General features: G+C 71.6%; 15 protein-coding genes. 5 read left to right on the top strand and 10 right to left on the bottom strand.

What is annotated here, in order from left to right; all coding sequences use genetic code 11:
* Positions 1–52 precede the first annotated feature (52 nt).
* Positions 53–1,012 carry a hydrogen peroxide-inducible genes activator gene (locus tag ACIP5W_RS01810; protein WP_401465138.1) on the bottom strand — a complete coding sequence of 320 codons (960 nt, stop codon included), beginning with the start codon at positions 1,010–1,012 and terminating at the stop codon, positions 53–55.
* A 133-nt stretch (positions 1,013–1,145) separates the two neighbouring features.
* On the opposite strand from ACIP5W_RS01810, the gene ACIP5W_RS01805 reads away from it, so the two are divergent.
* Positions 1,146–1,700, top strand: coding sequence for a peroxiredoxin (locus tag ACIP5W_RS01805; RefSeq protein ID WP_363092585.1), 555 nt, complete (start codon positions 1,146–1,148; stop codon positions 1,698–1,700).
* A 6-nt stretch (positions 1,701–1,706) separates the two neighbouring features.
* Positions 1,707–2,240, top strand: coding sequence for an alkyl hydroperoxide reductase (locus ACIP5W_RS01800; protein WP_401465134.1), 534 nt, complete (start codon positions 1,707–1,709; stop codon positions 2,238–2,240).
* Positions 2,241–2,264: 24 nt separating this feature from the next.
* On the opposite strand, the gene ACIP5W_RS01795 is transcribed toward ACIP5W_RS01800, so the two are convergent.
* The 5 genes from ACIP5W_RS01795 to ACIP5W_RS01775 all read right to left on the bottom strand — a co-directional run bounded on the left by ACIP5W_RS01795 (position 2,265) and on the right by ACIP5W_RS01775 (position 9,253).
* Positions 2,265–3,689, bottom strand: coding sequence for an AI-2E family transporter (locus ACIP5W_RS01795; protein WP_401465131.1), 1,425 nt, complete (start codon positions 3,687–3,689; stop codon positions 2,265–2,267).
* Between the two features lie 135 nt (positions 3,690–3,824).
* On the bottom strand, positions 3,825–4,511 hold the full coding sequence (locus ACIP5W_RS01790) for a transglycosylase SLT domain-containing protein (RefSeq protein ID WP_401465128.1): 687 nt from the start codon (positions 4,509–4,511) through the stop codon (positions 3,825–3,827).
* Positions 4,512–4,919: 408 nt separating this feature from the next.
* Entirely contained in the window at positions 4,920–6,245 is a 1,326-nt protein-coding gene (locus tag ACIP5W_RS01785) for a PhoH family protein (RefSeq protein ID WP_401465125.1), read from the bottom strand.
* A gap of 378 nt (positions 6,246–6,623) precedes the next feature.
* On the bottom strand, positions 6,624–7,397 hold the full coding sequence (locus ACIP5W_RS01780; RefSeq protein WP_401465122.1) for an isoprenyl transferase: 774 nt from the start codon (positions 7,395–7,397) through the stop codon (positions 6,624–6,626).
* A 980-nt stretch (positions 7,398–8,377) separates the two neighbouring features.
* Complete coding sequence (locus tag ACIP5W_RS01775; RefSeq protein ID WP_401465119.1) at positions 8,378–9,253, bottom strand: LLM class flavin-dependent oxidoreductase; 876 nt, start codon at positions 9,251–9,253, stop codon at positions 8,378–8,380.
* A gap of 352 nt (positions 9,254–9,605) precedes the next feature.
* Between ACIP5W_RS01775 and ACIP5W_RS01770 the strand changes: the two genes are divergently transcribed.
* Positions 9,606–9,989: a DUF192 domain-containing protein gene (locus ACIP5W_RS01770; RefSeq protein ID WP_401465116.1), complete on the top strand. Its 384-nt coding sequence runs from the start codon at positions 9,606–9,608 to the stop codon at positions 9,987–9,989.
* A gap of 17 nt (positions 9,990–10,006) precedes the next feature.
* Here the strand turns inward: ACIP5W_RS01770 and ACIP5W_RS01765 are convergent, their stop codons facing one another.
* Complete coding sequence (locus tag ACIP5W_RS01765) at positions 10,007–10,828, bottom strand: NmrA family NAD(P)-binding protein (protein WP_401465113.1); 822 nt, start codon at positions 10,826–10,828, stop codon at positions 10,007–10,009.
* 87 nt (positions 10,829–10,915) lie between these two features.
* On the opposite strand from ACIP5W_RS01765, the gene ACIP5W_RS01760 reads away from it, so the two are divergent.
* Entirely contained in the window at positions 10,916–11,335 is a 420-nt protein-coding gene (locus tag ACIP5W_RS01760) for a winged helix-turn-helix transcriptional regulator (RefSeq protein WP_401465110.1), read from the top strand.
* 251 nt (positions 11,336–11,586) lie between these two features.
* On the opposite strand, the gene ACIP5W_RS01755 is transcribed toward ACIP5W_RS01760, so the two are convergent.
* Positions 11,587–11,802 carry a hypothetical protein gene (locus tag ACIP5W_RS01755; RefSeq protein WP_401465107.1) on the bottom strand — a complete coding sequence of 72 codons (216 nt, stop codon included), beginning with the start codon at positions 11,800–11,802 and terminating at the stop codon, positions 11,587–11,589.
* Positions 11,802–12,050 (bottom strand): hypothetical protein, encoded by a 249-nt coding sequence (locus ACIP5W_RS01750; protein ID WP_401465104.1) that lies wholly within the window; start codon positions 12,048–12,050, stop codon positions 11,802–11,804. The genes ACIP5W_RS01755 and ACIP5W_RS01750 overlap by 1 nt, the downstream gene beginning before the upstream one ends.
* A 146-nt stretch (positions 12,051–12,196) precedes the next feature.
* Between ACIP5W_RS01750 and ACIP5W_RS01745 the strand changes: the two genes are divergently transcribed.
* Positions 12,197–12,502, top strand: a complete 306-nt coding sequence (locus ACIP5W_RS01745) for a GntR family transcriptional regulator (RefSeq protein ID WP_401465101.1) — start codon at positions 12,197–12,199, stop codon at positions 12,500–12,502.
* Positions 12,503–12,515: 13 nt separating this feature from the next.
* On the opposite strand, the gene ACIP5W_RS01740 is transcribed toward ACIP5W_RS01745, so the two are convergent.
* A complete protein-coding gene (locus tag ACIP5W_RS01740; protein WP_401465098.1) occupies positions 12,516–13,142 on the bottom strand; it encodes an OmpA family protein in 627 nt (208 codons plus the stop codon).
* Positions 13,143–13,146 lie beyond the last annotated feature (4 nt).

Genomic DNA, 13,146 nt, shown 5'->3' with positions numbered 1-13,146 from the left:
GCGCTGGCGCGCTCTGCCCGTCGGTGCTCCTCCCCCGCCCGCGGACGGGGCGTCAGGCATCCGCCCCGAGAACGCGCACCGGCAGCGGCACCAGCGCCTCCCGCAGGGAGTCCGCCAGTTCGGCGTACTCGGCGCCGCGGGCCGCGCCGGAGCGCATGGCGAGGGCGATCCGGCGGGTGGGGGCGGGGTCGGCGAAGCGGCCGGTGAGGAGCTGCGTGCTGCGACTGGTCTCGACGGTGACGGCGGTGCGCGGCAGCAGGGTGCAGCCCAGGCCGCCGGCGACGAGCTGGACGAGGGTGGAGAGCCCGGCGGCCGTGGTGGTCACCGGGGCGTCCTCGCGGCCGGCCTCCCGGCAGATGTCCAGGGCCTGGTCGCGCAGGCAGTGCCCCTCGTCGAGGAGCAGCAGGTTCAGCTCCCTGAGGGCCTCGCGCGCGATGCCCTCGCGTCCGCCCAGCCGGTGGCCGAGCGGGGTGACGAGCACGAAGTCCTCGTCGAAGAGGGGGAGTTCGGTGACGCCGGGCATGCCGAGGGGGACGGCGAGCAGCAGCAGGTCGAGGCGGCCGGTGTGCAGTCCGTCGACCAGGCTGGCGGTCTGCTCCTCGTGGACCTGCAGGTCGAGCGCCGGGTAGCGGTCGTGGACCAGGCGCAGGACGGTGGGCAGGAGGTAGGGCGCGACGGTGGGGATGACCCCGAGCCGCAGCACCCCGGTGAACGGCGCCCGCACCGCGTCCGCCTCCTCCATCAGCGCCCCGACCTCGGCCAGCACCGCCCTGGCCCGTACGGCGAGACGCTCACCGGCCGGGGAGAGCAGCACCTTGCGCGTCGTACGCTCCAGGAGGGTCACGCCCAGGGTCTCCTCCAGCGCGGAGACGGCGCCGGACAGGGCGGGCTGGCTCATGCCGATGGCGGCGGCCGCGTCCCGGAAGTGCAGGTGCTCGGCGACGGCCGCGAAGGCCCGCAGTTGCGCCAGACTGGGCAGTCGCCTCTTGGCCCCGCCATTACCCGTGGTCACTGATAACCGCCTCCGATCAACCGGACCGAGTGTAGCGATTTCTGCAATCAATGCACCCTGTGCCAGCATCGGGTTCGTCCAACCCATGGGGAGCGTCCGCGATCCGGACGCTTCTTCGCTGCAAGGAGAGCGTGTGCTCACTGTCGGTGACAAGTTCCCCGAGTTCGAACTGACCGCCTGCGTCTCGCTGGAGAAGGGTGCGGAGTTCGAGCAGATCCACCACAAGTCCTACGAGGGCAAGTGGCTGGTCGTGTTCGCGTGGCCCAAGGACTTCACCTTCGTGTGCCCCACCGAGATCGCCGCGTTCGGCAAGCTGAACGACGAGTTCGCCGACCGCGACGCGCAGATCCTGGGCTTCTCCGGCGACTCCGAGTTCGTGCACCACGCCTGGCGCAAGGACCACCCGGACCTGACCGACCTGCCGTTCCCGATGCTGGCGGACTCCAAGCACGAGCTGATGCGGGACCTCGGCATCGAGGGCGAGGACGGCTTCGCCCAGCGCGCCGTCTTCATCGTCGACCCGAACCGCGAGATCCAGTTCACGATGGTCACCGCGGGCTCCGTGGGCCGGAACCCCAAGGAGGTCCTGCGGGTCCTGGACGCCCTCCAGACCGACGAGCTGTGCCCGTGCAACTGGACCAAGGGCGAGGACACCCTCGACCCGGTCAAGCTGCTGGCCGGGGAGTGACCTGAGATGTCCCTCGACACCCTGAAGTCCGCCGTACCGGACTACGCCAAGGACCTGAAGCTCAACCTCGGCTCGGTCATCGGCAACTCCGACCTGCCCGCCCAGCAGTTGTGGGGCACCGTGCTGGCGACCGCGATCGCCTCGCGCTCCCCGATCGTGCTGCGCGAGCTGGCGCCGGAGGCGAAGGCGAACCTCTCGCCCGAGGCGTACGCGGCGGCGAAGTCGGCCGCCGCGATCATGGCGATGAACAACGTCTTCTACCGCACCCGCCACCTGCTGTCGGACCACGAGTACGGCAACCTGCGGGCCGGGCTGCGGATGAACGTGATCGGCAATCCCGGGGTCGACAAGGTCGACTTCGAGCTGTGGTCGTTCGCGGTCTCCGCGATCAACGGCTGCGGGATGTGCCTGGACTCGCACGAGCAGGTGCTGCGCAAGGCGGGCCTCGAGCGTGAGGTGATCCAGGAGGCGTTCAAGATCGCCTCGGTGATCCAGGCGGTCGGCGTCACCCTCGACACGGAGGCCGTCCTCGCCGAGTGACGGCGGGCCGGCCTCGGGCCCCGTTCACCCCTCGGGGTGGGCGGGGCCCTGTCGTTCCCCGCCCGCGGCGCCCTGCCGGGTCCCGTCGCCGGAGGCTGCCGCCGCCGGACCCCCGTCGTCGGGCCGGACGGACCCGTCCACGAGGGCCGGAGGGGCGGCCGGCCGGACCGGTGCCACGTCGACCGCGGTGGCGCCCCTGGGCTGCGGGGCCGTCCGCGGGGCCGGTTCGCGCGAGTAGGCGTGCAGGTAGCCCACCACCGTGTTCGTCACCGCCACCAGCGGTACGGCGACGACCGCGCCGCCGATGCCGGCGACCATGCCGCCGGAGGCGACCGCGAGGACCACCGCGAGCGGGTGGACGCGCACGGCGCGGCCCAGGATGAACGGCTGGAGGATGTGGCCCTCGATCTGCTGCACGGCCAGCACGACCGCCAGCGTCATCACCGCGGTGAACACGCCCTGGGTGACCAGGGCGACGACGACGGCGAGCGCCCCGGAGGCGACCGCGCCGACCAGCGGGATGAAGGAGAACAGGAAGATGAAGACGGCCAGCGGCACGGCCATGGGCACGTCGAGGAAGTAGATGCCGAGGCCGATGAAGACGGCGTCGATCAACGCCACCACGACCGTGCCGCGCACGTACGCCGTGAGGGTCGCCCAGGCCCGCGGGCCGGCGCCCGCCACACCCGGCCGGGCGGCGGCGGGGACCAGCTTGAGGGTCCACTGCCAGATGCGCTTGCCGTCGTAGAGCAGGAACAGCGTCGAGAAGAACGACAGCAGGATGCCGGTGAGGGCCTCCACGACGACGGTGACGCCCTCCAGGCCGGCGGAGGTGATCTCGTCGGTGTTGGCGCCGACCGCCTCGCGCAGGTTCTTGGCGATCCCGTTGATCTGCTTGTCGGTGACGTGGAAGGGGCTGTTGAGGAGCCAGCGGCGGAGGTCGTCGATGCCGTCCTGGACCTGGTCGGAGAGGTTGTCGATGTTCTCCATGACCTGCCAGGTCACGAACCAGCCCATCAGGCCGATGACGACGAACCCGAGTATGGCCGTCAGCGCGGTCGCGGGCCCGCCGGGGACGCCCAGCCGCTTCAGCCGGGCCACGGTGGGTTCCAGGAGCGCGGTCAGCAGCAGGGACACCACGAAGGCCAGCACGACCAGTTGGACGGCGGTGATGACCTTCATCAGGACCCAGACGGTCCCGGCGAGCACCAGCAGCCGCCAGCCCGCCTCGGCGGCGACCCGGACGCCCCACGGCACGACCTGTGCCGGGTCGGGGCGCGGCGCGGGCGGCGGCAGTTCCGCGGTGGGCGCCACCGGCGTCTCGGGCACCGCCGGTTCGGGTCCGGCGCCGCTCTCTCGGTCGGCCTCGGCCCGACGTTCGTCGAGCCGCTCACCCATCTCGGTCAGACCGGCACCGAGCCGGCCGAGCCACCCTGGCACTCTCGACATGATCCGCCTTCTTCCCCCGTCTCTCCCCACCACTCACCCCTGGAGTCGTCGGCATCGACCGTACAGGGCGAAAGCCCCTCCCCCGAGGACGGGGAGGGGCTGCGCGGGGTTGAGCGGGTGTCGCGGGCGTGCGGCCTAGTACCAGTGGTTGGCCTGCCAGAACGACCAGGCGTCGCACGGGCTGCCGTAGCGCTCGTTCATGTAGTTCAGCCCCCACTTGATCTGGGTGGCCGGGTTGGTCTGCCAGTCGGCGCCCGCGGACGCGTACTTGCCGGCGGGCAGCGCCTGGAAGAGGCCGTAGGCGCCGGAGGAGGCGTTGACGGCCTTGTAGTTCCAGCTGGACTCGTGGTCCACGATGTTGCTGAAGCACTGGTACTGGCCGCCGGGCACCATCTGCTGCGCCATCGCCTGGATCTGGGCGATCGTGTAGGAGCTCTGGACGGCGAAGGTCACGGAGCCACGGCTCGCGGCGGCCTTGGCCTCGGCGCGTTCCTTGGCTTCCGCGGCCGCCTTCTCGGCGGCCTCCTTCTTCGCGATCGCGGTCTTGGCGGCGGCCTTGCGGGCCGCTTCCTCGGCGTCCTTCTTGGCGCTCTCGTCCGCCGCGATGGCCTGGACACTGGCCTGCTGCGTCAGGGAAGCGGTCTGCACCTGGGCCTGCTGGCCCACGGGGATGTCTGCGAGGAGCGTCGTGGCCTCGCTCGCCGTCGCTTCCGCGTCGTTGGACTGCGCGACGCTGCCCGAGGCAACGCCGACCACGCTTCCGACGGCGGTGACCGCGGTGGCCGAGGCCACTGCGAATCCCCGGACCGAGATCCGGCTCACACGGTTTCCTTCCAGCATCGCCCGCTTCGGTGACCCTGGCGGACGCAATCGTGCCCTTGAACACTGGCCTCCCAACTGCGGGGTCACGGGAGGCGCGGGCCCGGTGGGCAACTCCCTGTCCGGGAGCGCCGCGTGGTGCTCGGGCGGCATACGACGAAGCTATGGAGTTGGTGTGGTGCCGTATCGCTGGCGATACATGTGTGTCGTATGCGGGGCCTGACAGGATGGAGACTCTGCCGTAACCCGACGCCGGGTGGCAATTCCGAGTTGCGTGTGAAAGCTCACATCCCGTTTCGCCCTGGGTATTTCATCGTTCGCCCACATGCGAAGGCGCCGCCCGACTAGGCTCACGGCCTTTGCCGAGCGGCGCCAACTCTCCGACGGTGCCCACGAAACGGGGCGGGCCGGTCAGATGTGACCGTCCTCCAGCATTTCGGTCACAAGGGCCGCGATCTGGGACCTCTCGGACCGGTTCAGGGTGACGTGCGCGAAAAGCGGATGCCCCTTCAGTTTCTCCACGACGGCGACGACGCCGTCGTAGCGGCCGACCCGGAGATTGTCCCTTTGCGCAACATCATGGGTCAGAACGACCCGCGAATTGGCGCCGATCCGGGACAGAACGGTCAGCAGGACGTTCCGCTCCAGCGACTGGGCCTCGTCCACGATCACGAACGCGTCGTGCAGCGAGCGGCCGCGGATGTGGGTGAGCGGCAGGACCTCGAGCATGCCGCGGGCGGTGACCTCCTCGATGACCTCGCGGCTGGTGACCGCGGACAGCGTGTCGAAGACCGCCTGCGCCCAGGGGCTCATCTTCTCGGCCTCGGAGCCGGGCAGGTAGCCCAGTTCCTGCCCGCCCACCGCGTACAACGGGCGGAAGACCATCACCTTCTGGTGCTGGCGGCGCTCCAGGACCGCCTCCAGACCGGCGCACAGCGCGAGCGCCGACTTGCCGGTGCCGGCCCGGCCGCCCATCGACACGATCCCGACGTCCGGGTCGAGCAGCAGATCGAGCGCGATGCGCTGCTCGGCGCTGCGGCCCTTGATGCCGAACGCCTCCCGGTCGCCGCGCACCAGCCGCACACTGCCGTCGGCGGTGACCCGGCCGAGCGCCTTGCCGCGCTCGGACTGGATGGTCAGGCCGGTGTGCACGGGCAGCTCGGAGGCTTCCGGGACGTACACGCGTCCTTCCTCGAAGAGGATGTCCACCTGTTCGCCGGGGAGCGTCAGTTCCGACATTCCGGTCCAGCCGGAGGAGTCCGTGATGGCCAGTTCGGCCCGGTACTCCTCGGCGAGCAGTCCCACGGAGGACGCCTTGATCCTCAGCGGGAGGTCCTTCGACACGACGGTGACGTCGAACCCCTCGGCCTGGAGGTTGCGGGCGACCGCGAGGATGCGTGAGTCGTTGTCCCCCAGGCGGTAGCCGGTGGGCAGCACGCTGGGGTCCGAGTGGTTGAGCTCGACACGGAGGGTGCCGCCCAGCTCCCCGATCGGAATGGGGGCGTCGAGACGGCCGTACTTCACCCGGTAGTCGTCGAGCAGGCGCAGGGCCTGCCGGGCGAAGTAGCCGAGTTCGGGATGGTGCCGCTTGGCCTCCAGCTCGGTGACCACGACGACGGGGAGCACGACCTCATGCTCGTCGAAGCGGTTCATGGCGTGCGGGTCGGCCAGCAGGACGCTGGTGTCGAGAACGTAGGTGCGCCGGTCTGGCTTGTGGCGCTTTGTGCTGGTCACCACGGAAGGACGTACCCCCTCGGATGAGGTCGGGGAGCGACGGAGTGGAGCTGGACCGGAATTCGACCGCCTGCACGGGCCGAATACCGGCCCTCCGCTGCGTCCGTGCGGACCGCACGATCGGGCTGGTGCAAAGGGCCTCCCGGGCGGACGGCCCCGTGCCGTCCGCTGAGATCCGACACCCGTGGTTCGGGCGTCGACCTGCTTGGTTTATGCCCTCGAAGATGCGCCGCCATGCCACGGCACATGACGACGCACCGATGAACTCCTTGTTACTTCCGCCCCGGACGGGGTACCCGGGGGGGCTTTCACGGGGACGGCGGAGAGGTGCGGCCGGTGCGTGCGGCCGGAAACGGCCTTCTTGCCGGTGGTGCGGTCGGCTCAGCCGCCGTAGCGCCGGTGCCGGGCCTCGTAGTCGCGCAGGGCGCGCAGGAAGTCGACCTTGCGGAAGGCCGGCCAGAACACGTCGCAGAAGTGGTACTCCGAGTGAGCGGTCTGCCACAGCATGAATCCGGACAGCCGCTGTTCGCCGCTGGTGCGGATCACCAGGTCGGGGTCGGGCTGGGCGCCGGTGTAGAGGTGGCGGCCGATCATGTCGATGTCGACGGACTCGGCGAGGTCCTCCATCGAGACGCCCTTGTCCCGGGCGTCGAGGATCATCGAACGGACCGCGTCGGCGATCTCCTGGCGGCCGCCGTAGCCGATGGCGACGTTGACGAGTATCCCGTCGACGTCGGCGGTGGCTTCCTCGGCCTCCTTCAGCGTGCGCTGCATGCCGGCCGGCAGGAGGTCGGGCGTGCCGACGTGGTGCACGCGCCAGCGGCCGTCGGCGGCGAGGGTGCGGACGACGTCCTCGATGATGCCGAGAAGGGGGACCAGCTCCTCCTTGGCGCGGTCGAAGTTGTCCGTGGACAGCAGCCAGAGGGTGACGACGCCGACGTCCGTCTCGGAGCACCAGCCGAGGAACTCCTCGATCTTGTCGGCGCCCGCCCGGTGGCCGTGCACGGTGGTGGAGCCCGCGGCCTTCGCCCAGCGCCGGTTGCCGTCCATGATCACGCCGATGTGCTTGGGCACCTGAGCGTGGTCCAGGTGGCCTTCCACCCGGCGCGCGTACAGCCTCACCAGCAGGCCGCGCAGCTTGTCGCGCAGGTTCACGTGAATGTCAGCCCCTCCGTGCGGTGGCGGTCCCCGCGGGCGGCAGCCTACCCCCACGGGAGCCGGGGCGGGCGGGCGGGGTGCGGGAGGCCCTCGCGCGACCCCGTCCCCGCGGGCACAAAAAACGGGCCGGTCCGTGGGGGGGATACGGACCGGCCCGAGGGGGGGTTTCCACCATAACCCTTCGTGAGGGATGCCGCGTGCATCGGCGCGCCACAATTACTCTCCGGAGCCGTCCGGCGACGGGGCGCTGACGAGTCGGGGTGGGATTCGCAGGTGGTTCACGACCGAAAGGCGGCGGAATCCAGGCGGACCGCCTCGGACGCCGATGAAAGCGGAGACTTTTCCGCCGATCGGGCCCCGCCCGGGCCGCGCGGCCGACTTCCCTCCGACGGGCTAACCCCGGCCGCACGTCCGCTTGACGCGGCACGTCACCGCGCAGCCCCCTCCGCTGCACGGTGACGCCCGCGCAGCTTTGCTGGCGCGAATTGCCTGGCGTCGAATCTACCGGAGGCGGGGCGGCGGTCCGGACCAACTCCGATAACGATGTGGAAACCCTGTGGAGATGACGGGGCGATGTGTGGAGAAGTAGGCCTGATGCCCGGTTCGCGCAGGGTCGTTGTCCCGACGCAGGCTCGAGGGACGGCCGGCCCCCTGAGGCTCGACGGGGGCGGCGGGCGCAAACAGGTCGCGGCTCCCGGAACGAACGGGAGTCGGGCGAGCGGGTCCGGCGGATGGGCGAAGTGCTGCGAGCACGGACGGAGTTGGCGGTCAGGGAGGTGACGGCCGGGCCGCACGCCCGACGGCCGGGCGCACGGCCGGAGTGCCGGGACGCACCACAGGGCAGCGTCGAAACGTACTACGGGGCAGCGTCGGGACGTACTACGGGGCCGGTCTGCGGGCGTCGACGAGGTGGCGGGGCCGGTCCTCGCCGTTGCGCGACGACGACTGCCGGGAGCCGTTCCTCTTGGCGGACACGGTCACTTCACCAGGGGCCGTACGTCGTCGCCCACGAACCGGATGAAGCCCTCGGGGTCGGGTTCGTCGGCGGTCGGCAGGAGGACGACCGTGTCGGCGCCCGCCTCGGCGTACCGCCGGACCCGCTCGGCGACCTCGGCCGCGTCCCCGGCGACACCCAGACCGGGCACGTCGGCGACACCGGTCGCGACCAACTCCCGCTGGAGGCGGGCGGCGGCGTCCTCGCCGGTGGCGGTGAAGAGATAGACGACGATCTTGTGCGGGGCGGCGTCCCGGCCGGCCGCCGCCCTGCCCTCCGCCACCAGCCGGCGGGCCTCGCGCACGCCCTCCGGGGTGAAGACCTCGTTGAGGACCGTGCCGTCCGCGACCTCGCCGGACAGCCGCAGGGTGCGCGGGCCGATCCCGCCGACCAGCACCTCGGCCCCGCCCGGCGGCGGCCAGTCGAGGGCGACGTCGTCCAGCGTGACGTACCGTCCCCGGGTCGTGATCCGCTCCCCGTTCAGCAGGCCGCGCAGGGCGAGGGTGTACTCGCGCAGCAGGGTCAGCGGGGAGGCGGGGCGGGCGCCGACCTGGCCCATCCAGTCCTGGACGCCGTGGCCGATGCCGAGGCTGACGCGGCCGGGGAACATCCGGTGCAGGGTGGCGGCCTCCATCGCGGTGACGGCGACGTTGCGCAGCGGCACCGGCAGCAGACCCACCCCGATCCGGACCCGCTCGGTCCAGGCGAGCGCGGCCGCGGCGGCCGAGATCCCGGCCTCCCGGAAACAGTCCTCGAAGACCCACAGCTCGTCGAGTCCGGTGGCGTCCGCGAGACGGGCGATCGTGCGGAGCCGCTCCGGGGGCAACTGCGGGCGGAAGATGGCGCCGAGTTCGGTCATGATCCCTTCTTATCCGGGTGTCCCCGTCCGGACAACTCCTTTACCGCGCAGCCGATTCGGCGGGTTCGTGGGGCGCAGCCGGGACCCTCCGTGTACCCGTCGACGGAGACGGAGACCGAGGCGGAGGCGGAGGCGGTCAGGACGACGTCACGCATGGCGGTGCCCCTCGCTGGTCCTCGGGTCCTTCCGCCCACGGTGCCACGGGAGGGGTGTGGTGGGGGTGGGGCGGGGATACGGTCGTGTCGTGGCGCGGGAGTCAGCGCCGGGGGGTGCTGGGCTCACTGGGGCCACTGGGATCGCGGGGTCGGTCGGCGGATCGGATCCGGGGACAGGGACAGGGACGGGGACGGGAATGGGACGGCGGTTTCGGGACGGGCGGGGGCGGCTGGTCGTGCGGGGTGAGGGCGGGGCGGCGGTGACGGTCCCGCTGGAGATCGCGGCCTCGTACCGCGCCCGCACGAGGGGCCTGCTGGGGCGGGACGCGGTCGAGGGCGCGCTGCTGCTCTCCCCCGCCGGCAGCGTGCACACCTTCGGCATGCGGATGCCCATCGACGTCGCCTATCTGGACCGCCGCCTGACCGTCCTGTCCGTCCGCACCATGCGCCCGGGACGGCTGGGCCTGCCCCGGCTGAGGTCACGTCATGTGCTGGAGGCGGGGGCGGGGGTCATGGCGGGGTGGGGGGTGCGGGTGGGGGCCCGTATCGAGGTGGAGGCCGATTTCGGGCGCTCTGCGTGAGGGACCGCTGCTAGCGGCTAGCGGCTTGCTTCCGGTCGGGTGGCGGACGCGGCTGCAACGGCCGTGGCCAGTGGGTCGCGGGCCGGGCGGCCGAGAAGATCCGTGAGGTCGGAGGCGGTGCCGTCCAGGAAGCCGTGCCGGATGCCCGTGGCGATCGAAGCGAGCATGGGCGGCTGGAACGGCAGGAGCCCCGGCGTCTCCTCGAGGAGCCTGCGCCGGTACTCGCCCAGCCCGATGGTGCGGTGCGGGACCCCGAGCCGGTCGGCCACCTGGCCTGCCGTGATCGGCGTACCGACAAGGTCGTGGACGCGCCCGCCGTGTGCCGCCGGACTCACCGCGACGATCGCCGCGGCGTCGGCGAGATCCTCCCGCGCGACGGCCGCCAGGGCACCGTCCCCGAATGCGGACTCCACGCCGTCGTCGGCCCACATCAGCAAGCCGCCGAAGAGTTCGGCGTACAGGCCGTTGCGCAGGATCGTCCACGGCAGTCCGCTCGCCCGCACCAGGCGCTCGGTGGCACGGTGTGCCGACGCGAAACCGAGATGGTCGCCGGCAGTGGTCAGGCTCGTGTACACGACGTGGCCGACACCGTCGCGCGCGGCGGCCTCCAGAACCGCCGCGTGCCGCCCGACGACCTGGTCGTCCTCTGCGTAACCGGCGGAGATCAGCACCAGGGTCGACACCCCGGTGAGGACGAGGCTCGCGTGGTCGTCGAAGTCGAGGTGCCGCATCCCCTCGCCCGGCGTGCGGCTGCCCCCCGTCGCAGCGGCGCCGCCGGCCCGCAGCGCCGCAAGGGTGGCCGAGCCGAGGTTCCCGTTCGCTCCCGTCACCAGGATCATGTCGATCGCAGCCTTCCGTCGTGGTTCCCATCGGTAACTACGCTTGATCCTTGATCGCGCCCCCACCGGCTTCAAGAAGGCAGTTCGATGTCACTCACGCACACCGGGGTAACCACCCCCGCCGACCTCGCCCCCTGCGGCCGCGAAGACCACCCCGACTGCGGGATCCGCGACGTCCTCGACCGCATCGGCGACAAGTGGTCGGTGCTCGTGATCGTCGAACTCGCGGGCGGACCGCGCCGGTTCCGCGAACTGCAGCGCGCCGTCGAGGGCATCTCCCAGCGCATGCTCACCCTCACCGTCCGCAGGCTCGAACGCGACGGCCTCGTGCTGCGCACCGTGTACCCGACCGTCCCGGCCCAGGTCGACTACCGCCTGACCGAGACCGGAGCCGGCCTGACCCACCTGGTCAAGGCACTCGCCGACTGGTCGCTCGCCCACCGCGCCGCCATCGCGGAGGCACGGCACGCCTACGACCGGGCCCACCCCGACCACGACATCCGCTGACGAGGAACACCGTCACCCCGCACCGGGCGTCCGGGGCGGGGCCTACGGGCCGGCCCGGTCCTCGTTCCCCGCAGGCGGGCGGTGGCAGGCGCAGCCGCAGCGGCGCACCAGCAGCAGGCCCCCGCCGTGCGGGAGCGGGACATCCCGCAGGCGGTCGCACGCGCCGTGTATGTCCTCATATCCGGGCCTGCGCGCCAGGGCGCACTCGGGCGACGGTTCGCACTCGTCCGTCGCCGGGCCGGGGGGTGCGGTCACTGCCGGTCCCCGGCCGGGCCGGGCAGTCGCCGTACGGGAAAGGCGTCCTGCTGCGGCGGGTAGTGCACGGCGCACGCCTGGCACGCGTACACGACGAAGCCCGGCCCCGAGTTCTGGTGCACCACGGCGACCACGACCGGGGTTTCCGTGGTCACCTCGCAGCGCACGCACATCCGCACCGGCGGGCGGGGCTTCCTGCCTTCCGCCCCCATCAGGCCGCCCTCTCCGCCGCGAGCACGTACGGGCGGACCGGGGCGGTGCGGGCGCCGTCGAGCAGCACGGGCAGCCCGTACGGGGAACGGGCTGTGGGGAGCGGTACGACCACGGGGCCGGGCCGGCTCTCCGGGACGCGGGCCGGGGCCGTAGCGGCGGGGCACGTACCCGCCCGGCGCCTGCCGGTGCCGGGCCCGAACACGGCCAGGGTCCAGCGCAGCAGCGCGTGGATAATGCTCACTGTCATCAGCTCCTTGAAAGCTGGTGGTCGTGCCCCGGGGCCGTTCGCGCGGTCGCCGGGGTCTCGTCTGCCCACGATCCCACTAAGCCATGTATAGCTATGTATAGCTCTCTATAGATTCGCGCAGCTCAGCACCGACCTATGTTGCCCTTGTGAGTGACCGCAGTGAGGTGCCCGACTTCAACCCGCAGGGAGCCCAGCTCATCTACGTCGCCGTCGCCGACCACGTCGAGGCAAGGATTCGAAGCGGGGAACTCCAGCCCGGCGCCCGCCTGCCCTCGGAGCGCGATCTCGCTAAGGAGTACGGCGTCGCCTACCTCACCGTCCGACGGGCCGCCCAGGTTCTGCGCGAACGAGGGCTCGTCGAGACCGTTCACGGGCGTGGGACCTTCGTCGCCGACCCACTGCCCGAACCAGCCCCGAGCACGCCGGGTAAGGGCGAGGGGCCGGTCGGCTGAGCAGATCGGCCCGTCAGCCCGCCGTCCTCGGGAACGTGACCTCCACTCGGCGGTTCTTCTTGCGGCCTGCCTCCGAGGCGTTGTCGGCGATGGGGTACTGCTCGCCGTAGCCGCGCACCTCGAAGACGACGTTCGCGTCGTTCAGATCGCCGGCGAGGGCGGCCTGGACCGCGTTCGCCCGCTGCTTCGACAGGACGTCACCGTGGGCGGAGGAACCGAGGTTGTCGGTGAAGCCGAAGACCCGGATCTGCGTGGCGTTCTGCTTCTTGATCTCCGCGGCGATCCCGGCGATGCGGGCCTTCGCGTCGGCGCTGAGCTTGGCACTGTCCTTGCCGAAGAGGACCTCCGCCTGGAGGGCGAACTTCACGTCCGCGTTGGTGTCCTCCCGCCGCTCGTCGCCGGTCTCGTCCTCGACGACCTGCTTGATGTCGAGCACCTTGGGCTCCGCGAGGGTGGCGCCCTCGGGCAGCTTGAGGTCGGGGTCGTTGGGGTCCACCTCCACGGGGGCGGTGGCCGTGGGTTCGGTGCCCGGCGGGACGCTGGGGTCGTCGGCGCGGGCGGGGGGCGCGGTGAGGACGAGCAGGGTGGTGGTGAGCAGGGCCAGGGGCAGGTGACGGGGCGCGAGTCCGGTGTGGGTCATCGGG

It is taken from the genome of Streptomyces sp. NPDC088766 (assembly GCF_044750845.1).
Classification (GTDB): domain Bacteria; phylum Actinomycetota; class Actinomycetes; order Streptomycetales; family Streptomycetaceae; genus Streptomyces.
Note: the sequence above shows the minus strand (reverse complement) of the source record. Positions and strands in the feature narration are given on the sequence as shown.

What these genes read in the sequence shown, in the direction of transcription:
- ACIP5W_RS01800 (WP_401465134.1), top strand. Translation starts at nt 1,707, where the DNA reads ATGTCCCTCGACACCCTGAAGTCCGCCGTACCGGACTACGCCAAGGAC.
- ACIP5W_RS01795 (WP_401465131.1), bottom strand. Translation starts at nt 3,689, where the DNA reads ATGTCGAGAGTGCCAGGGTGGCTCGGCCGGCTCGGTGCCGGTCTGACC.
- ACIP5W_RS01740 (WP_401465098.1), bottom strand. Translation starts at nt 13,142, where the DNA reads ATGACCCACACCGGACTCGCGCCCCGTCACCTGCCCCTGGCCCTGCTC.
- ACIP5W_RS01770 (WP_401465116.1), top strand. Translation starts at nt 9,606, where the DNA reads ATGGGACGGCGGTTTCGGGACGGGCGGGGGCGGCTGGTCGTGCGGGGT.
- ACIP5W_RS01760 (WP_401465110.1), top strand. Translation starts at nt 10,916, where the DNA reads ATGTCACTCACGCACACCGGGGTAACCACCCCCGCCGACCTCGCCCCC.
- ACIP5W_RS01765 (WP_401465113.1), bottom strand. Translation starts at nt 10,828, where the DNA reads ATGATCCTGGTGACGGGAGCGAACGGGAACCTCGGCTCGGCCACCCTT.
- ACIP5W_RS01775 (WP_401465119.1), bottom strand. Translation starts at nt 9,253, where the DNA reads ATGACCGAACTCGGCGCCATCTTCCGCCCGCAGTTGCCCCCGGAGCGG.
- ACIP5W_RS01755 (WP_401465107.1), bottom strand. Translation starts at nt 11,802, where the DNA reads ATGGGGGCGGAAGGCAGGAAGCCCCGCCCGCCGGTGCGGATGTGCGTG.
- ACIP5W_RS01750 (WP_401465104.1), bottom strand. Translation starts at nt 12,050, where the DNA reads ATGACAGTGAGCATTATCCACGCGCTGCTGCGCTGGACCCTGGCCGTG.